Here is a 19407-nt window from a genome sequence, read left to right on the forward strand (position 1 = left end):
TTTGAATCTTATCGTGATGAATCCTCATTTGTTCCTTATAATACAACAAAAAATTCAAATTTACATTATTATTTAAAAATAACATTAATAAAATTACAAAAGATGCTAGACAAAAGAAGGAACATGAGAATAGAATCAAAGAAAGAAGTTTTGAAGGGAAAGAGATGATAGAGATGAACAAGGTCGGTCTAGTATTAGAAGGTGGAGGTATGAGAGGGCTTTATACAGGGGGCGTATTAGATTTTTTCCTAGATAAAGGTCTGCTTTTTCAGGATATTATAGGTGTTTCAGCAGGTGCTTGTAATGCTGTGTCTTATATCTCAAGACAAAGAGGGAGAAACTTTAAAGTGAATACAGATTATGTTGGGGATAAACGTTATTTAAGCTTTGAAGGAATGATTAAGAGAGGTAGTATATTTGGAATGGATTTTCTCTTTGAAGAAATTCCTAATAAGTTAGTACCTTTTGATTATGAAACTTACTATAATTCTAATATGCATTTAACTATTGTGGTAACTAACTGTGAGACAGGGGAACCAGAATACCTAGATGGTGGTCATAAAAGTTTAGTAAATCGTTATTTGAGGGCATCAAGTTCTATTCCTATGTTTGCACCTATTGTGGAGATTGAAGGAAAGAAGTATCTAGATGGGGGAACTGCTGATTCTATACCTATTCAATTTTCGAAAGAGAGAGGAAATACGAAACAAATCGTTGTGGTAACACGCAATGAAGGATATGTGAAAAAGCCAGAACCTTTTAAATGGTTATACAGTAGACAATACAAGGGTTATCCAAAGCTTATTGAGACGATCCAAAATAGGCATCATATGTATAACAATACGTTAAAGACATTAAGTGAGTGGGAAGCTTCTGGAGAAGCTTTGGTTATTCGTCCCTCTAAGCCTATTACAATAGGAAGATTTGAAAAGGATGTAGAAAAACTTAGAGAACTTTATAATAATGGATATGAAGATGCAGCAAGGCTCTATGGACAGATAAAAAGTTTCTGTAGTGATTGCGATAATGTAGTAGTTAGCAAATAGTGTATTTATATCTTCATCACAATATTGTAGTATGGTATGATTTAGTAATGTAAAAGGAGATGATAAAGTGAGTCAACAAACTACAGATTTAGGAAAAGATAGTGTAGGTAAGTTACTTGTTAAGTTAGCACTTCCGGCCATTATTGCTCAACTTGTGAATGTTCTTTACAATATTGTAGATAGAATATATATTGGTAGACTTCCAGATGCAAAGGCAGCTATGGCGGGTATTGGAGTAGCTTTCCCAATTATTATGATTATTTCAGCGTTTAGTGCACTTATAGGTATGGGTGGAGCACCTCTTGCAGCTATTAAGATGGGAGAGAAGGATAAAGAGGGCGCACAAAAGATATTAAGTAATAGTTTTTCATTGCTTCTTATCCTTGGAACAGTACTTATGTGTGCTCTATTTATCTTCAAAGAGCCTATTTTATGGGCATTTGGAGCAAGTAATGACACGATTACTTATGCAACTCAATATTTAGGTATTTACTTATTAGGAACACTTGCTGTACAAATTGCACTTGGTATGAATCCATTTATCAATACACAAGGTTTTGCAAAAGTAGGTATGTGTACAGTCATGGTGGGGGCATTTATTAATATCGTATTGGACCCTATCTTTATTTTTGGATTTGATATGGGTGTGCGTGGGGCAGCTCTTGCAACAATTATGGCACAAGCTGTTTCTGCAATATGGGTTATTTACTTCTTCTTTGGTAAAGAGAAGAAATTTAACAACAAAGTAATAAATGAGATTCTAGGTAGTAAGACAACAATTAAAATAAAGAAAGAATACTTAAAGCCAAGTGCTTCTATAGCCTTTAAAATTACGACTTTAGGTGTATCACCATTTATTATGCAGGCGACAGAAAGTCTTGTTTTAATCAGTCTTAATAAACAATTACTTATATATGGGGATGCAATAGGGGTAGGAATTGGTGATTTAGCCATTGGTTCTATGACCATTATGAGTAGTATCATGCAAATCATTGTGTTACCACTTATGGGACTTGCACAAGGAGCGCAACCTATTATTAGTTATAACTATGGTGCTAAACAAATGGATAGAGTTAAGAAAGCTTTCAAACTCTTCTTGATGAGTAGCTTTGCTTATACAGGTATAATGTGGATTTTGCTTATGACGGTACCAGGAGTATTTGTAAGCATTTTTAATAAAAATCCAGAAGTTATGAGTATGACAAGTTGGGGGATTAGGATCTTCTTTGCTGGGATGTTTATGATGGGTATACAAAATTCATGTCAACAGACGTTTTTAGCGTTAGGTCAGGCAAAAATTTCTTTATTCTTAGCTTTATTAAGAAAGGTTATTCTATTAATTCCGCTTATCTTTATCTTACCATTACTAATGGAAAATAAATTAGCGGGTGTATTTACTGCTGAGCCAGTAGCAGATATTTTAGCATCTATTACAACATTTATTTGTTTTGGCATCTTCTATAAAAAGACTTTTAATGATAAAAAGGTTATGGATTAATCTAATTTTCTCATGTTATAACTAGAAGTGATAAAAAACTTCTAGTTATAACAAAAAAAATAAAAAAAGTACTTGCATTATGACAAGTAATAGTATATACTACAGAAGTACTTGAGGCACGGGCCTTAAAGAAATGAATATGGCGGAATAGCTCAGTTGGCTAGAGCACATGGTTCATACCCATGGTGTCGGCGGTTCGAATCCGTCTTCCGCTACTTTGGTCGCTTAGCTCAGCTGGGAGAGCACCTGCCTTACAAGCAGGGGGTCATAGGTTCGAGCCCTATAGCGACCATTTTTAATTTAAAAAAGCACCGCATTTTGCGGTGCTTTTTTATTTTGTTAAGGGGTGTAGAAGGCATAGATTTTTGAGAAAATACAGCTATACGATAGCCTTGGGTATTTTGATACCATGGGTAGATATTCCTATGATGGCAACTTTATTGGGTGTGTTCTAGCCTATTTTAAACTTTATACCAGATAAGGCTGTATAAAAGCTGTAAGAGAATCTTGATCGGTCTCGAACCAAGTATCAAAATTTATATTAAGTGATTCTAGTTGCAGAGCTAGCTTATAAAGAAATTCTGGAATAAGTGGTGAAGGTATATCTCCTAAAGGTATACCAAGTCTTACATGATCGGCATGGAAAGAACCGCCTATATACAGCGTATAACAGTCGGTGATAACATTCTCGATACGTTTTTTCTTGCCCGCAAAGCCGATGCTACCTATTTGGTGTACCCCACAGGAGTTAGGGCACCCAGAAATATATACACGGGGTAATATATCTTTTTTATACTTTTTATGATTGAAGTAGGAGATAATGTTATCTAGAAGTTCTTGGCTATTTAGTATACCCATTTGGCAAGTGGGAACACCAATACAACTTACACTTTGAGTAAGTTTAGTTTCACCACCTAGGCCGTCTGTAAGCTCAAGTAGTTTAAGGGCTGTTGCCTCATCTAAATTAATCATATAAAAACCTTCGGTCATAGTAAGCCTTAAGCGTACTTTAGGCAGATAGTCTAAGTATTGAAGGAGTTGCTTGAGGAGCTTCAATGTAAGCTGGCCACCTAGAGGTTGAAAATACATGCTATATAGATTTATCTGCTTTTGCTTAAAAATACGAGGATGTATGAGGGTAGTAGACCAATCTTCATAGACTTCGAAGCTAGGTGTAAAAGGGAGGGAAAGCTCTTTGCTTTGTTTAGCTATTTCAAGCTCATCTAAAAAACTAGCAATAAATTGAGCTTTGCCTAGTTTGTTGACGATGTATCTGACACGCGCTTTATTGTGATCCTCGTAATTTCCTTCCTTTATAAATAAATTTAGCATAGCTTCTATAGCATAGAGTACATCTGAGGGAGGAAGTGAAATAGGGATAACAAGAGAGGGTTCAGGATCCTTGCCTAAGCCACCGCCTGCATAGACCTTAAAGAAGGGGTTATGATCATAGGACATAGCAATAAAGCCTAAATCCTGTATTGTAGAATGAGCATCTGCAGTTGGGGTATTAGAAAAAGCTACTTTGAATTTTCTAGGTAAATGATAAGCATAAATAGATTTTAGAAGATAAACATTAGCTGCTATAGCAAAAGGAAGAACATCAAAAGCTTCTCCAGGGGTTACACCGGTGAGTGGAGACATAGATACATTTCTAGGATAATTTCCACCACTTCCTCGAGTGTAGAGACCTTTTAAAATGCCTTGTTCTATAATGTCTAGGATAGCATCTAAGGAAAGATTGTGTAATTGAATACATTGCCTTGTTGTAAGATGGATACCGCCTAAATTATATTTAAGAGCCATATCATAGATGAACTGAAGTTCTTCTTTAGAGATAACACCTCCGGGGAGTCGAAAACGGAGAATAAAACTTTTCTGACTACGCGTAGCGTATACACCAAAAGCTCCAGAGTAACGTTTAAAGTTTAGTTTTGAAAGTTCTTTATTAAGAAAAGCTTCGCTGTGTTTTTTTAGGTCAGGGAGTTCTTCAAGTAGGATTTCGTTAAGTTTATTCATAATATCACCTGTAATGGTTAAAGTTTTTCTTAGTTTTCCACATCTAAATAAAGGTATACTTAAAAATAAAAAGAGCGCAAGAAGTCCATATGGATTTCTTGCGCTCTTTTAAATAGGAAAAGTTATTTTACTTCTACAGTGTATTTTGCTTTAAGTTCAGCTTGTTTTGCTGTGTAAACTGCGTTGTGTTTCATAGACATAACAAGTTGTTTAACTCTATCTTTTACATCTTCAAATTTAGCATCTTCACCTTCGTTTACAGATGCAACTTTAATAATGTGGTAACCAAATTGTGTTTGAATAGGTGCGCTTACTTCACCAGCTTTCATGTTAAATACTGCATTTTCAAATTCAGGAACCATTTGACCTTTGCCAAATTCACCTAAATCTCCACCACGTTCTCTAGATGGGCAGCTTGAGTATTTAGAAGCAGCTTCTTCAAAGCTAAGACCACCGTTGATTTCTTCAAGAATAGCTTCAGCTTGTTCTTTAGAATCTACTAAAATATGACTAGCACGTGCACTTGGGCCTGATTTGAAAGTATCCTTGTGATCGTTGAAATAGCTTTCAGCTTCTTCATCAGATACTGTTACAGTACCGAGTAATTTGCTAAGCGCATATTGTTTTAATAATGTATTGTACATGTTTTCAGCAGTAGCTAAAAATTCTGCATCTTTATCTAAACCATTAGCAATAGCATCTGAATAGAAAAGTTCTTGAGTGATTAATTCTTCAACAAGTTGTTTGCGACCACCTTCGCCAGCAAATCTTGCAGCATTTTGACCTAAACTTTGCACTAAGCTTACAAGATGGCTTTCTGTTACTTCACGGCCATCAACAACAGCGATAACTTTATTTTCCATAATAGTCTCCTTTTAATAAGTAATTATGCAACTATTGTACCATAAATAAAGAAAGGCATAAAGGAAATTCGACAGGTATAGGATAGAGTAAGGGAGGTGGTAATATGACAGATGAACCTAGGAAGGTCCAGGAGTTTATTATGGGATATCTGCAAAATTACTATAAAATGTTAGGAGAACAAAAGTATAAGGTATATCAGTTTAAGGATTACTTTGCGTATAGTTTGAAAGGAAATTATACCTTTATAAAGGAAGAATTTTTACTAAAGGCACAAATTGAACATTATAAACAGCAATCGGTCAACCTTACTTTTCAAAGGCCGGTTCTACATCCAGCATGGAAGTACATAGGAGGAAGTGATAGAGCGTGTGATGTAAGGGTGGGTTTAGATATGGAGTTGCAGTATAAGGGCATTCCTGCTAAGACCATATTAAAGAACCTAGAGCATCAATTTGTATTAGTAAAGGAAGGGAGGGAATGGAGAATAGAAGAAGATACTTATGAATATGAGTTTGATTTGGCAGGACCATATGAGCTGGAGCTGCGGGGAAGAAGGCAGAAAAAGAAAAAATGGGAGTTTAGCCAATCCCGTGAGATAAGAGCTATCCCTAAAGGTATTTATAGTAGAGAAAAAGCTGTAGAATATGCGAGAAAATATGCATTGGTGCCGAATACAAAGGAGTGGAAAAATTATGAGGCATATGGTGGGGATTGTACAAATTTCGTGTCACAGTGTCTATTTGCAGGGGGAATACCTTTTGATCATCAGGGTAAGTATGTAACACATAAATGGTATTGGTACTCTGATCAGTATCGTACCCCTAGTTTTACAAGTGCTGATGCGCTGAAGACTTATATGCTTAATAATGAAGGCTTTGGATTGGTGGCCCAACTTGGAGATATGCAGTCTATGAAATTAGGAGATATTGTACAGCTAGGAGACCTTAAGGAAACAACGCATAGTATGCTTGTAGTGGGTATTGTAAAAGAGGATGGAGAGACGCCGTTGACAAAAGATTTACTTATTGCACAGCATTCGGGGGTAGATGGTATAAGAGGTTTTAATATTCCTCTTGCTACTAAGCCTAATCAAAGAGTTTATTATAATATTTTGGGCTATAACCCCTAAAAAAGTTAAAGGATAGGCTAAATTTGTCTAAAAGTTTTTTGATTATTTAGCTAAGTATTTACAAATATTTCAAATAGGCTCTTCTATAATGAACATTATGTAGGAGGGGAAAGAGATGAATAGAGTAGATACAAAAGATAAAAAACAAGTCGCTTTAGGAGTCAATTGGCATGAAATTTGTTTAATCCTTATAAGTTTTATGTTTGCTCGAGTAGGATTTGAGGGAAGTTTTTATACAGCTGGTATAGCATATATAGGAAGTTTATATGTAACCAAAAGTATGAGATACTTTGGACCATTGGTAGCTATACTAGGAATACTTTCAGTAGGAGATTTTAATATTCGAGTGCTAAAGTATATCTTAATGATTACTATTATAATGCTTATAAGGAAATTCATAGAAGAAAGTCAGAAGTCTTTTAATATACGTAATCAAATGGTGAGCGTCTTTGTAAGTACCTTATTAGTGAATTTAGTATGTACAGTTATTTTAGGTAGAACACTGTATGCAATCGCAATCGGTGTAGTAGAAGCTATAGTAGCAGCAGCTCTTACTTACATATTTTATTGTGGTATAGAAGTACTAAAAGAACAAAGGGATACGCCCTTGACAAATAAAGAAGGTATTAGTGTTATATTAATGTTTGCTGTATTAATAGCAGGACTTGTAGATTTTTATATACGTGTACCACTGTGCAAAGAAATTTATTTTAGAGATATTCTTACCTATATTGTACTTATAGGTGTCATTTATCTAGGTGGCATGAATATAGGGGTGACTATAAGTATGGTCATGAGTAGTTTACTTGTCATAATTGGATACATAGAGCCTGTTTTTGTAGCTATATATGGTATGACAGCCTTAATGGGAGGGCTGTTTTTAACACTAGGAAGATGCGGTGTCATATTAGGAGGTGCCGTAGGGCAAATTTTAGGGTGTATGCTATTTAATGGAGGGCAGATAGACCTAAGTTTATTAGGAGCCTATCTTATAGCTTCATTAATTAGTATGATTTTACCTAAACATTATTTTGGGCTTGCGGGCTGGTTTGGAGAAAAGAGTAGAGAACAGAATGAACAGCTACATTTAGAACGTGTACAACGTATTATGACAAGCAGGCTTAAGCATATTGTAGGTGGCTTTGAGAAGTTAGGTGATAGTTTTCAGAAGACAGATTTGAAGAAAACTGATTTTACACAAAAAGATGTGAAACGTATTATAGAAGAAACTGGGGAGAAAATGTGTATAGATTGCTCTATGAGACGTTTTTGTTGGGAGCAGGATATAAATACAACTTATAAGCATGCTCAGGAAATGATGAATATTTTCGAAAAGAAAGGTTTTATTGCAGAGGGAGAAATCCCTGCATTGTTTAAAGCACATTGTCCTAATGCTGTGAACTTTGCCTATGTAATGAGCTTTAAGATGGATTTACTTAGGCAGGAGATGGCATGGCATAACCGGTTTATAGAAAATAGAGCACTTATAGCTCAGCAGTTAAAAGCTGTGGCTGTAACACTTAAAAATTTAGTACAAGAAGTAGAAAAAGAAATTTATTTTAATAAAGAAGAAGAAAAACTCCTTAGGGAGAGCTTACTTGCAGCAGGCATAAAACTAACGGATATTATGATTCTAGAAAACAAGGGGAAGATCCAGTCTATAGAGCTATATACTTCTTTAGAACAAAGAGACTATAAAGATTTAATGGAGCAGATAATAGAAGATACACTCGGTTATAGAGTAACACTAGATAGTTGTACCTATCAAAAAAATAATTATGAATATAAGTGGAGAACTAAAAATACTTATAGGATTACTTCAGGCTATGCAGTATCTGCTAAAGAGGAAATTAGTGGCGATGTTTATACCTTTATGGAAGTAGAGGATGACCAGTATTTATTAGCGTTAGCAGATGGTATGGGGAGTGGTAGAGTTGCCTATGAGGAAAGTGCAGCGACCATAGGTATGCTGGAAGATTTTATGGATTCAGGATTTAGGAAAGACTTAGCAGTTAAAATGATCAATTCAGCACTTATTCTAAATGAAAAAAGTGAAGTATTTTCTACTATAGATGTAACCCTTATTGACCGTAAGAGTGGTATAGCTGAATTCTTAAAGGCTGGAGCAGCTACGAGTTTTATCTTACATAAAAATGAGGTTATTCCGATTAGAATGTCTACCTTACCGATAGGTATTGTAAAAGATGTAGACTTAGAGATTAAACGTGTACAGCTTGAAGATGGAGACATAGTCATTATGATTACAGATGGTATTTTAGAAGCTTCAGGCGATGAAGTAGGAAAAGAAGAGACCTTCAAGCATTTCATACTAGAGTGTAAAGGACAGGCGCCACAGTATATGGCGGATTATTTAATGCAAAAGAGTAAGGACCTACTTGGTGTCATGCCGGGGGATGATATGACCATTGTTGTCGCACGTATTTGGCAGGAGTATTAAAGCTATTGAAGGGAAAGTGCATATTTCTTATGGATAATGGAATACTTTAAACACTTAGTAGATGAGGGATTGCTAGGCAGTCCCTTTTATATTGTTTTTTTATTTAAAATATGATGTAATACACTTAGGAAATATGGTTAAACTGTGAAAGGATACCCTATGATTGCACGTATTAAAGAAAAGGTCAAAAGGTACATAGAAGAACAAAAGCTCATTCAAAAAGGGGATACCATTATTGTAGGTGTATCTGGTGGAGCGGATTCTATGATGCTATTACATTTTTTGAATTCTCATAAGGCTTTTTATGAGATTAAACTTAAAGTTGCCCATGTACACCATGGCATTCGTAAAGAAGCAGATGATGATAGGGATTATGTTAAAGAAATGTGTAGGGAGTGGCAAATTCCTTGCTATATACATGCCTGTAACATTAAAGAACTTGCAAGGCTAAATAAAATAAGTGAAGAAGAGGCAGGAAGAATAGAAAGATATAACTTCTTTATATCTTTAACAAATCAAAATGATAAAATTGCTACAGCGCATAATACTAACGACCAAGCAGAGACAATGATTATGCGTTTTCTAAGAGGGGCAGATATTAAAGGTCTAAGAGGCATTCAGCCCAAAAGGGATAATATTATTAGACCTATCTTATGTCTGACGAGAGAAGAAATAGAAACATATTGCAAAGAGTATAAGATTAATTACCATGATGACCATACTAATTTTGAGACAATCTATACACGTAATAAGATAAGGCTTGAATGTATACCTTATATTAGGCAGAATTTTAATGAGAATATTGTAAGTACTTTGTTTGAGCATAGTCAGCTTTATCAGGAAGAAGAAGCTTTCTTGGAAGACTATATACAAAAAGTCTTTGAAAAGGTGGTAACTAAAGCAGGCATGCAGCTTAAAATTTCCATTAATGCGCTAGCACAAGAAAAGGTTTATATCCAAAAAAAACTTATTCATAAATGTTTAGAAAGTTTCATAGGACATAGTAAGGATATTACGCTTTTACATGTTAAAAGTGTTTTAGAGCTTGTAGAGAGGCAAAATGGTAAAAAAATCTGTTTGCCTTACGAAACAGTAGCTCATAGAGTTTATGAGGATATTGTCTTAAGTAAGGAAAATGAGGGAGTAATTTCTAATTATGAGTACACCCTTGAACTGGGCATAAATAATATAGAAGACTTGGATATGCAGTTGAACTTGCAATGTGTACCAAGGAAAACATTTGAACAATCCCAGCAAAATATGTATACTAAATATGTGGATTATGATAAAATAAGGGATAGCTTGCATTTAAGGACAAGACGAGTGGATGATTACATTGTCCTTCAAAATGGATCTAAAAAGTTAAAGAAATTATATATAGACGAAAAAATTCCACAGCATAAAAGAAGTACACATCCTATTATTGCAGATGGAAATGAAGTCGTATGGGTTTTAGATTCTAGGCTAAATATTGATTATTTTGTCACGGATCAGACTAGACATATACTAGAAATTAAAGTTATTAAATAACCAAAGCTCAGGAGGGATTATGTTGAAGTTAGAAACACTCATATCAGAACAAGATATCCAAAGAAGAATTGAAGAATTAGGGGCGCAAATATCTAAGGATTATGATGGTAAAGAAATTATCATGCTTTGCGTACTTAAAGGTGGGGTTATGTTTATGACAGACCTTGCAAAACGTGTTACAGTACCAATGAAGATGGAATTTATGGCTGTATCTAGCTACGGTGATGAGTATAAAAGCTCAGGTATCGTAAAAATCCTGAAAGATTTAGATGAACCAATTGATGGTAAACACGTGCTTATCGTAGAGGATATCATTGATTCAGGTCGTACACTTAGTTATTTAAAAAATATTTTAGAAGGAAGAAACCCAAGCAGTGTTAAAATTTGTACATTACTTGATAAACCAGATCAACGTGTAGTGGATGTAGAGGTAGATTATGTAGGATTTACTATACCAGATAGCTTTGTTATCGGTTATGGTCTTGATTATCATCAATTCTATAGAAACCTTCCTTATATTGCTGTAAATAAAGGGGAATAACACAAGTACATTATTTTAACGCCAGGAAGGAGGAGAGAATTTGAAAGGTAAAATGAAAGGGAGTATGCTCTATCTCATTATAGTTGGGATTTTATTAGTCGCAATTTTATTTGGAGCAAACCAAAACTTTGTTAGTCAAAAACAACAACTTAACTTAGGCGATTTTATTACAAACTTATCATCCGGCAATATTGCTAAAATGGACGTAGAACTTGCGTCAGATGGCAGTACAGCTTATGTAAGCTTTAAATTAAAAGACCAAGGAAATTATGTAGCATCAGAAGGAATTGTACCGATGGATCAAAGTGCATTCTTTGATTATGTACTTAAAGAGGTACCACCAGAATTAATGGCTACATGGGAATTTGATGGCTATGTTCAACAACCAAGCCTATTCTTCCCAATTTTACAAATTGTACTGATTGTAGGTATGTTTATCTTCATTATGGTATTCTTCATGCAACAAATGCAAGGCGGCGGTGGCGGTGGCGGCCGTGGTGTTATGTCATTTGGTAAGAGTAAAGCAAAAATGACAGTTGATGATAAAGGTTCAACAACTTTCAAGGATGTTGCTGGTCTTGATGAAGAGAAAGAAGAAGTAGCAGAACTTGTAGACTTCCTTAAAAATCCTAGAAAATACACTGAGATTGGTGCAAAAATTCCAAAAGGTATTCTCCTTGTAGGACCTCCTGGAACAGGTAAAACATTACTTGCAAAAGCTGTAGCAGGTGAAGCACAAGTACCATTCTTCAGTATTTCAGGTTCAGACTTCGTAGAAATGTTTGTTGGTGTCGGTGCATCTCGTGTACGTGACCTTTTCGAACAAGCCAAGAAAAATGCACCAGCCATCGTATTTATCGATGAGATTGATGCGGTAGGTAGAAAGCGTGGCGCAGGTCTTGGTGGCGGTCACGATGAAAGAGAACAAACACTTAATCAATTACTTGTTGAGATGGATGGTTTTGGTATTAATGAAGGGGTTATTGTAGTGGCTGCTACAAACCGTGCAGATATCCTTGACCCAGCCCTTCTTAGACCAGGTCGTTTCGATAGACAGGTAGTAGTAGGTAGACCGGACGTTAAAGGTCGTGAATCTATCCTTAAGGTACATGCAAAAGGTAAACCTCTTAATGAAGATGTAGACCTTAAAGTTATTGCTCGTACAACACCAGGTTTTACAGGTGCAGACCTTGCCAACTTAATGAATGAAGCAGCACTTCTTACAGCACGTCATAATAAACGTGCCATTGATATGGAAGAAGTTCAAAAAGCTTTCATTAAAATTACAGTAGGTACAGAGAAGAAGAGTCACCTTGTTACAGATAAAGAAAAACGTATTACTGCATTCCATGAAGTAGGGCATGCATTAATCCATGAACTTTTAGAAACACTTGACCCAGTACACAGTGTATCAATTATTCCGACAGGTTTTGCTGGTGGTTATACAATGCCTCTTCCAAAAGAAGATAAGCTTTATATGACTAAAACAAGAATGTTAGATGAGATTGTATCTTTACTTGGCGGTCGTGCTGCCGAAGAATTAGTATTTGGTGACATTACAACAGGTGCTTCTAACGATATTGAACGTGCAACTAATATTGCACGTGATATGGTTACTAAATATGGTATGAGTGAGCTTGGTCCAATCAAGTTTGGTGATGAACAAGAAGAAGTATTCCTTGGACGTGACTTCTCTCATCAACGTAACTATAGTGAAGACGTAGCAACAGCTATCGACCATCATATCCGTAGTATTGTAGAAGATGCTTATGATAGATCCAAACAACTTCTTACAGATAATATGGATACTCTAAATCGTGCATCAGAAGTATTACTTACAAAAGAAAAAATTACTGGTCATGAATTTAGAAAAATTATGCGTGGCGAAGATGTTGATATGGAAGTTCTAGATGAACAAAGTATCTTTGAGATGGCTAAGCAAATGGAACAAGCTGATCAAGAAGAAGCTGAAAGAGAACTATAAGAAAAAGGTATATTAAAAAGCTTAGGGGAACAGCCTAAGCTTTTTTTTATGCAGTAGGGTATGCTATAATGCTACTAGGTATTTAGAAGGGGTGCATAATATGAATTTACAAGAGATTAAACAAAGTCGTACTTGTTTCATGGGGAAGGAGATAGAATTCTATGAAGAAATAGATTCTACTAATATAAGGGCAAAAAACTGGAGTAAAGAAGGGGCTATAGAAGGCAGTTTAGTCATTGCTGAGAAGCAAAATGCCGGTAGAGGCAGAATGGGTAAACAGTGGGATTCTCCTAAAGGAGAGGGGATATGGATGAGCTTTATTGTGAAGCCAGTTATGAGCATAGAAAAAATACCTCAGTTGACCATTTTAGCAGGTCTAAGTATGTGCTACAGTATAAGGCAGGTAACGGGTTTGGATATATATATAAAATGGCCTAATGACCTTGTTGTAAACAATAAAAAGGTTTGTGGTATACTATGTGAGATGGTAAAGGTAAAAGATGAACTTGTAGTAGTCGTAGGGATTGGTGTAAATGTAAACAGTAAGAAATTTCCTGATGACTTATCCCATGCAACTTCATTATATTTAGAAGGGAAAAAACTTTTCAGTAGGGAAAGTATTATTAAAAGTTTTTTAAGACGATTTGAAGAGAATTACAAGATCTATATCGAAACAGGTTCTCTTATGAACTTTATAGGAGATTATAAAAACTATTGTATAAATTTAAATAAGCAGGTAAAAATAATAGAAGGCCAACAAGAGTTTATAGGCTTTGTAAGAGATATAGACCAAGAAGCAAGACTTATAGTAGAAAAAGAAGATGGAAGCCTAATAAGTATTTTATCAGGTGATGTATCTGTCAGAGGTCTATATGGCTATGTTTAACAGATGATAAAGGAGTTTTAAAGATGGAAAAAACAATTGTTATTAGTGCATCACCATATAACCATAAATATTACTTTGAACCAAGTTATAATGATATTCCAAGTGAAATCCAGGAAGAACTAATTGAAAGCATAGCGGCTATTGCTGAAAAAGTTAATGCTATTATCTCTTTAGGATTTGATGAAGTAGGACATATCTTTATTGAGCAAACTGCAGATGAAAGTGTATTTGCGGATGATATTGGTGCAGAGCTTGAAATTAAGAGATTCCAAAAAGAAAAAGATGAACTTTTAAAATCATTACAACTGTGGTACATGATTTACCGTAGTGAACAAGGTCAAATTGTAAAAGAAATTGTACTGATGCAGAGTAAAGGTTTAGAGCTTGAAGACATTTTAGATGAAATAGAAGCAAAATATGGTGAAGAAGCGAGAGTCTTTGCAGAGCAAGTATTAGACTAAGGAGGATTACTATGATTTTAGTAATGGATGTAGGCAATACCAATATTGTCCTTGGCGCAATGGAAGGGGACAAGCTTATAGCAAGTTTTAGACTTACAACGCAGACACCAAGAACATCAGATGAATATGGTGTAACCATTATAAGTATGCTGAATCAAAAGGGTATTAAGCATACAGATATTAAGGCTATTATTATTGCGTCTGTTGTACCAGATATTATGTATTCACTAACTAACTGTATTAAACGTTATTTTGGGCTAAAGCCTATGATTGTAGGGCCTGGTCTTAAAACGGGCATAGCTATTCGTACAGATAATCCAAAAGAAGTAGGGGCAGGCCGTATTGTAAATTGTGTAGCTACTTATGAACGATTAGGTGGACCATGTATGGCTATTGATTTTGGAACGGCTACTACTTATGATGTGGTTAATGAAAAGGGGGAATTCATAGCAGGTATTACTTCACCAGGTATACGCATTTGTGCAGATGCTATGTTCCAAAGGGCAGCACAGCTTCCACATATTGAGATTAAAAAAACTAAGAGTATACTTGATGCTAAGAATACAATTACAAGTATGCAGACAGGACTTGTGTAGCTACTTATGAACGATTAGGTGGACCATGTATGGCTATTGATTTTGGAACGGCTACTACTTATGATGTGGTTAATGAAAAGGGGGAATTCATAGCAGGTATTACTTCACCAGGTATACGCATTTGTGCAGATGCTATGTTCCAAAGGGCAGCACAGCTTCCACATATTGAGATTAAAAAAACTAAGAGTATACTTGATGCTAAGAATACAATTACAAGTATGCAGACAGGACTTGTGTATGGGTACATAGGGCAAGTTGAATACATTGTAAAAAAAGTAAAAGAAGCTTTAGCTGCACCTCATATGAAAGTTATTGCAACAGGAGGATATGCAAAGATTATTCAAGATGGAACAGATGTCATTGATTATTATGATGGCTTATTGACTTTAAAAGGACTGAATATAATTTATCACAAAAATAGATAGGATGATACAAAGTGAAATTTAAAAATATAACAACGCCAAATGATGTGTTTCTTGCACCAATGGCGGGTATTACAGATTTACCATTTAGGTTAATCTGTAAAGAGTTCGGGGCAGGGATGGTTTATACTGAAATGGTAAGCGCAAAAGGCTTATTCTATGACAGTGAAAAATCAAGAATCTTACTCAGTGTAGAAGAGGGAGAACATCCTGTAGGTGCACAGCTCTTTGGAAGTGATCCTCAAATTATGAGTGAGATGGCTAAAGTAGTGTGCGAGAGTGATGTGGATTTTATTGATATCAATATGGGATGTCCGGCACCTAAGATTACAAAAAATGGAGAAGGTTCAGCACTTCTTAAGAATCCTGAACTGATCGGTGAAATTGTATATGCTGTATCTCATGCTATTGATAAGCCGCTTACAGTTAAAATACGTAAAGGTTTTGATGATACATGTGTGAATGCTGTAGAAGTTGCAAAAGTTATCGAGCAGGCTGGTGCAAGCTTATTAACCATTCATGGACGTACAAGAGAGCAATTCTATAGTGGTGAGGCGGACTGGGATATCATTAAAAAGGTTAAAGAAGCGGTCAATATTCCTATTGTAGGGAATGGTGATGTAAGAGAGCCTCAGGATGCAAAGAGAATGATGGATTATACAGGATGTGACGGTGTACTTATTGCACGTGCAGCGCAAGGAAATCCATGGATTTTCTCACGTACAAATCATTACTTTAAAACAGGTGAAGTACTTCCAGAACCGACATTAGAAGAACGTATTCCAGTTATTTTGAAGCATGCACAAATGCTTGTAGCACATAAAGGAGAGTTTATAGGCATAAGAGAGATGCGTACGCACCTTACTGCTTATGTAAAAGGTATTCATGGTGCGACAGGGTTTAGAAGAAGACTAACAGCAGTAGAAACTTTAGATGATATTAAATTCTTATTAGAGGACATACAAAATGAATTAAAAAGCTTATAAATATGGCATATACCTTTTCCTTATTGAATAGATATGAGTAAAAGTTCATGGAGGATCAGATATGAGCCAATTTGCATGTATATCTTTTGAAGAAGATAATATAATAGTATCAAAAGAAAAGTCCCTTAGATATCCTCATCTTAAGATAAGCCTTGATATTCAAGAAATAGCTGGGATTGAAGGATATAAGGTAAATACACCTAGACCTTTAAAAAAATGCCCTACTAAGTATTGGGACAAGTTAGAAAAGGAGCTTCTTTTAAGAGATGTAACTTACGCCTATTTAAAGGGAGCGGAGAAAAGCTTTAATCCTTTTAATAGAATAGAGATTGTAACAGGAGATGAAGTGCGCCCTTTACTTTCTTCTATGATTTTGCAGTATATTTATAAGTATAAGCTTATAGAACCTAGGCCTTATGAAACAAAAGTAGGCATTATTACAGGGAGAATACATGAAACTGTAGATTTAATTGCTAATATTAAAGATGAGATAACGGACTTAACTTTATATACAAAAGAGCCTTTGGCATATAAAGAAGTTGTGCAAGAGCTTAATAGGCTCATAAAGCTAAGAGTAAGAGCAGTAGCACTCAAGGTAGAAGCACTTAATGAGATGGATATTATTTTCGACTTAAATGGAGCAGGGAAATATGCACTAGGATGTAATCCTAAAGCTATCTATATTGATTATAAAAATCAAACAAGAAGGTATATGCAACAATTTATAGGCCCACCTCCTAGAATATGGTATGAGTTTGATATAATATGTCGTAGTCAATCCTTAAGTGTACCTTTTTTACAAGCTATACTTTATGCACAGGGTTTAACCCATGGTTTATTAAGGAAAGAAATAAACAATCTAGGCCTTACTTTAGGCAAAGTCTACGCAAGGCGCATAAGTTGACATCCAGCATAGAGTAGGTTATAATTTTAAAATTAATAGTTTAATGCGCTTTAGAAAGGGAGTATTTTAAAATGGCAGATAAACAAATATTACTCACATATGAGGGGATTAAAGCCTTAGAAAAAGAACTTGAAGATCTCAAAACAGTTGAACGTAATAAAGTAGCAGTTGAATTAAAAGAAGCAAGAGCCCAAGGAGACTTATCAGAAAATGCTGAGTACGATGCGGCTAAAGATAGACAAGCAGAGATTGAAACACGTATTGTTGAAATCGAAAAAATGCTTAAAAACGTTGTAGTTATTGATGCTGACGAGCAAGCTTCAGATACAGTTAAGCCAGGACATAGAGTTAAATTATATGATGAAGCATTTGAAGAAGAAGTAGAGTACCTTATTGTAGGTTCTACAGAAGCAGACCCAATAAATGGTAAAATCTCAAATGAATCACCAGTAGGTGCGGCACTCATTGGGCATCAAGTGGGTGACGAAGTTTTAGTAGAGACAGAATTCGGAACAGATAAATACAAAATTTTAGCTATTTCTAATAACTAAGGATAAAGTTAGAAGTACGGAGGAGGAAATATTTTGTCAGAAGTAGAACAAAGTTTAAATGTTAATGAATTAATTAAAGTACGTCATGATAAGCTTAAGGATTTACAAGAGAAAGGTAAAGATCCATTCCACATTACAAAATTTGATGTCAATGCACATAGCCAAGATGTTATAGATAACTTCGAAGAATTAGAAGGTAAAGATGTAACAATAGCTGGTCGTATTATGGCCAAAAGGGATATGGGTAAGGCTTCTTTCATCCATATTCAAGATCAGAAAGGTAAAATCCAGTCTTATGTAAGACGTGATGAACTGGGTGATGAAGATTACGCAGAATTCAAGAAATTTGATATAGGTGATATTGTAGGTATTACAGGTCTCGTATTTAGAACACAAAAAGGTGAAATCTCAGTACGTGCACATAAAGTAACACTTCTTTCAAAGAGTCTTCAAATCCTTCCAGAGAAATACCATGGATTAAAAGATACAGAAGTACGTTACAGACAACGTTATCTTGATCTTATTGTAAATCCGGAAGTAAAAGATGCATTCATTAAGCGTTCTATGATTATTCGTGAAATCCGTAGCTTCCTTGATCAAAGAAACTTCTTAGAAGTAGAAACACCAGTGCTTCACTCAATTGCAGGTGGAGCTGCTGCTAGACCATTCATTACACACCATAATGCATTAGATATTGATATGTACATGCGTATTGCACTTGAGTTACATCTTAAACGTCTTATTGTAGGTGGATTTGACCGTGTATACGAAATCGGCCGAGTATTCCGTAATGAGGGTATGTCAGTAAGACATAACCCAGAGTTTACACTTCTTGAATTATACCAAGCCTATGCAGATTACGAAGATATTATGAATCTTACAGAAGAGCTTATCCGTCACGTGGCAGTAGCTGTTAACGGAAGTGCTGTTTTAGAATACAATGGTGTAACAATCGACCTTGAAAAACCATTTACACGTTTATCAATGGTAGATGCAGTTAAAGAATACGCTAAAGTAGACTTTAGAGCGGTTAAAGATGTAGAGGAAGCACGTTTACTTGCTAAGGAGCATCATATTGCATTTGAAAAACATCATGGTAAAGGTGATATCTTAAACTTATTCTTCGAACATTATGTAGAAGAACACCTTATTCAGCCAACATTCATTACAGAACATCCAGTAGAAATTTCACCACTTTCAAAACGTAAACCAAATGATCCAGAATACACAGAGAGATTTGAGTTATTCATCGTTGGTCGTGAACATGCGAATGCATTCTCAGAACTCAATGACCCAATCGATCAAAGAGGTCGTTTCATGCACCAAGAAGAACTTCGTGCAGCTGGTGATGATGAAGCAACTGAAATGGATGAAGACTTCCTTACAGCACTTGAATATGGTATGCCTCCAACAGGTGGTTTAGGAATTGGTATTGACCGTTTAGTTATGCTTATTACTAATTCATACTCAATTAGAGACGTATTATTATTCCCAACAATGAAGCCAATTAATGAATAATAGATAAAAAGAGG

General features: G+C 35.3%; 16 protein-coding genes, 2 tRNA genes and 1 pseudogene. 17 read left to right on the forward strand and 2 right to left on the reverse strand.

From position 1 onward, the window contains the following. Positions 1 to 173 precede the first annotated feature (173 nt). From ACLTBU_RS10920 to ACLTBU_RS10935, 4 genes are all read left to right on the forward strand, one after another. Positions 174 to 1046 carry a patatin family protein gene (locus ACLTBU_RS10920; RefSeq protein ID WP_412218902.1) on the forward strand — a complete coding sequence of 291 codons (873 nt, stop codon included), beginning with the start codon at positions 174 to 176 and terminating at the stop codon, positions 1044 to 1046. Positions 1047 to 1113: 67 nt separating this feature from the next. Next, the gene (locus tag ACLTBU_RS10925; RefSeq protein WP_177670289.1) at positions 1114 to 2544 is read left to right on the forward strand and encodes an MATE family efflux transporter; all 1431 of its coding nucleotides are present in this window, start codon (positions 1114 to 1116) and stop codon (positions 2542 to 2544) included. Positions 2545 to 2685: 141 nt separating this feature from the next. Then, a tRNA-Met gene (locus ACLTBU_RS10930) sits at positions 2686 to 2759 on the forward strand. 4 nt (positions 2760 to 2763) lie between these two features. Further along, positions 2764 to 2836 (forward strand) — tRNA-Val (locus tag ACLTBU_RS10935). 176 nt (positions 2837 to 3012) lie between these two features. Here ACLTBU_RS10935 and ACLTBU_RS10940 read toward each other — a convergent pair. Continuing rightward, a complete protein-coding gene (locus ACLTBU_RS10940) occupies positions 3013 to 4563 on the reverse strand; it encodes a nitrite/sulfite reductase (RefSeq protein ID WP_412218904.1) in 1551 nt (516 codons plus the stop codon). A 122-nt stretch (positions 4564 to 4685) separates the two neighbouring features. Continuing rightward, positions 4686 to 5426 carry a peptidylprolyl isomerase gene (locus ACLTBU_RS10945; RefSeq protein WP_412218905.1) on the reverse strand — a complete coding sequence of 247 codons (741 nt, stop codon included), beginning with the start codon at positions 5424 to 5426 and terminating at the stop codon, positions 4686 to 4688. Positions 5427 to 5530: 104 nt separating this feature from the next. On the opposite strand from ACLTBU_RS10945, the gene ACLTBU_RS10950 reads away from it, so the two are divergent. The 13 genes and pseudogenes from ACLTBU_RS10950 to lysS all read left to right on the forward strand — a co-directional run bounded on the left by ACLTBU_RS10950 (position 5531) and on the right by lysS (position 19393). Continuing rightward, on the forward strand, positions 5531 to 6556 hold the full coding sequence (locus ACLTBU_RS10950; RefSeq protein ID WP_320649664.1) for an amidase domain-containing protein: 1026 nt from the start codon (positions 5531 to 5533) through the stop codon (positions 6554 to 6556). A gap of 115 nt (positions 6557 to 6671) precedes the next feature. Beyond that, positions 6672 to 9014: a SpoIIE family protein phosphatase gene (locus tag ACLTBU_RS10955; protein ID WP_249331542.1), complete on the forward strand. Its 2343-nt coding sequence runs from the start codon at positions 6672 to 6674 to the stop codon at positions 9012 to 9014. A gap of 159 nt (positions 9015 to 9173) precedes the next feature. Then, positions 9174 to 10544, forward strand: coding sequence for a tRNA lysidine(34) synthetase TilS (tilS, locus tag ACLTBU_RS10960; protein WP_412218906.1), 1371 nt, complete (start codon positions 9174 to 9176; stop codon positions 10542 to 10544). Positions 10545 to 10563: 19 nt separating this feature from the next. Continuing rightward, the gene (gene hpt / locus ACLTBU_RS10965; RefSeq protein ID WP_177670276.1) at positions 10564 to 11085 is read left to right on the forward strand and encodes a hypoxanthine phosphoribosyltransferase; all 522 of its coding nucleotides are present in this window, start codon (positions 10564 to 10566) and stop codon (positions 11083 to 11085) included. 52 nt (positions 11086 to 11137) lie between these two features. Then, positions 11138 to 13069: an ATP-dependent zinc metalloprotease FtsH gene (gene ftsH, locus ACLTBU_RS10970; RefSeq protein WP_334309095.1), complete on the forward strand. Its 1932-nt coding sequence runs from the start codon at positions 11138 to 11140 to the stop codon at positions 13067 to 13069. Positions 13070 to 13169: 100 nt separating this feature from the next. Next, on the forward strand, positions 13170 to 13955 hold the full coding sequence (locus ACLTBU_RS10975; RefSeq protein WP_249331545.1) for a biotin--[acetyl-CoA-carboxylase] ligase: 786 nt from the start codon (positions 13170 to 13172) through the stop codon (positions 13953 to 13955). Positions 13956 to 13978: 23 nt separating this feature from the next. Then, on the forward strand, positions 13979 to 14416 hold the full coding sequence (locus ACLTBU_RS10980) for a DUF6145 family protein (protein ID WP_177670272.1): 438 nt from the start codon (positions 13979 to 13981) through the stop codon (positions 14414 to 14416). A gap of 23 nt (positions 14417 to 14439) precedes the next feature. Then, positions 14440 to 15012 (forward strand): type III pantothenate kinase, encoded by a 573-nt coding sequence (locus tag ACLTBU_RS10985; protein WP_412218995.1) that lies wholly within the window; start codon positions 14440 to 14442, stop codon positions 15010 to 15012. Next, positions 15009 to 15437, forward strand: a pseudogene (locus tag ACLTBU_RS10990) (type III pantothenate kinase); the annotation flags it as partial. The gene ACLTBU_RS10985 and the pseudogene ACLTBU_RS10990, both read left to right, overlap by 4 nt. An 11-nt stretch (positions 15438 to 15448) precedes the next feature. Beyond that, positions 15449 to 16420, forward strand: coding sequence for a tRNA dihydrouridine synthase DusB (gene dusB / locus ACLTBU_RS10995; protein ID WP_177670269.1), 972 nt, complete (start codon positions 15449 to 15451; stop codon positions 16418 to 16420). Positions 16421 to 16481: 61 nt separating this feature from the next. Next, positions 16482 to 17324, forward strand: coding sequence for a hypothetical protein (locus ACLTBU_RS11000; RefSeq protein WP_320649670.1), 843 nt, complete (start codon positions 16482 to 16484; stop codon positions 17322 to 17324). Positions 17325 to 17395: 71 nt separating this feature from the next. Beyond that, the gene (greA, locus tag ACLTBU_RS11005; RefSeq protein WP_177670265.1) at positions 17396 to 17875 is read left to right on the forward strand and encodes a transcription elongation factor GreA; all 480 of its coding nucleotides are present in this window, start codon (positions 17396 to 17398) and stop codon (positions 17873 to 17875) included. Between the two features lie 33 nt (positions 17876 to 17908). Beyond that, complete coding sequence (gene lysS, locus ACLTBU_RS11010; RefSeq protein WP_249331550.1) at positions 17909 to 19393, forward strand: lysine--tRNA ligase; 1485 nt, start codon at positions 17909 to 17911, stop codon at positions 19391 to 19393. Positions 19394 to 19407: the final 14 nt, after the last annotated feature.

It is taken from the genome of Zhenhengia sp., assembly GCF_046966505.1.
Lineage (GTDB): Bacteria > Bacillota > Clostridia > Lachnospirales > Cellulosilyticaceae > Zhenhengia > Zhenhengia yiwuensis.

What these genes read in the sequence shown, in the direction of transcription:
- ACLTBU_RS10980 (WP_177670272.1), top strand. Translation starts at nt 13,979, where the DNA reads ATGGAAAAAACAATTGTTATTAGTGCATCACCATATAACCATAAATAT.
- ACLTBU_RS10955 (WP_249331542.1), top strand. Translation starts at nt 6,672, where the DNA reads ATGAATAGAGTAGATACAAAAGATAAAAAACAAGTCGCTTTAGGAGTC.
- ACLTBU_RS11000 (WP_320649670.1), top strand. Translation starts at nt 16,482, where the DNA reads ATGAGCCAATTTGCATGTATATCTTTTGAAGAAGATAATATAATAGTA.
- ACLTBU_RS10950 (WP_320649664.1), top strand. Translation starts at nt 5,531, where the DNA reads ATGACAGATGAACCTAGGAAGGTCCAGGAGTTTATTATGGGATATCTG.
- greA (WP_177670265.1), top strand. Translation starts at nt 17,396, where the DNA reads ATGGCAGATAAACAAATATTACTCACATATGAGGGGATTAAAGCCTTA.
- ftsH (WP_334309095.1), top strand. Translation starts at nt 11,138, where the DNA reads ATGAAAGGGAGTATGCTCTATCTCATTATAGTTGGGATTTTATTAGTC.
- ACLTBU_RS10940 (WP_412218904.1), bottom strand. Translation starts at nt 4,563, where the DNA reads ATGAATAAACTTAACGAAATCCTACTTGAAGAACTCCCTGACCTAAAA.
- tilS (WP_412218906.1), top strand. Translation starts at nt 9,174, where the DNA reads ATGATTGCACGTATTAAAGAAAAGGTCAAAAGGTACATAGAAGAACAA.
- ACLTBU_RS10945 (WP_412218905.1), bottom strand. Translation starts at nt 5,426, where the DNA reads ATGGAAAATAAAGTTATCGCTGTTGTTGATGGCCGTGAAGTAACAGAA.
- hpt (WP_177670276.1), top strand. Translation starts at nt 10,564, where the DNA reads ATGTTGAAGTTAGAAACACTCATATCAGAACAAGATATCCAAAGAAGA.
- ACLTBU_RS10985 (WP_412218995.1), top strand. Translation starts at nt 14,440, where the DNA reads ATGGATGTAGGCAATACCAATATTGTCCTTGGCGCAATGGAAGGGGAC.
- ACLTBU_RS10975 (WP_249331545.1), top strand. Translation starts at nt 13,170, where the DNA reads ATGAATTTACAAGAGATTAAACAAAGTCGTACTTGTTTCATGGGGAAG.
- ACLTBU_RS10920 (WP_412218902.1), top strand. Translation starts at nt 174, where the DNA reads ATGAACAAGGTCGGTCTAGTATTAGAAGGTGGAGGTATGAGAGGGCTT.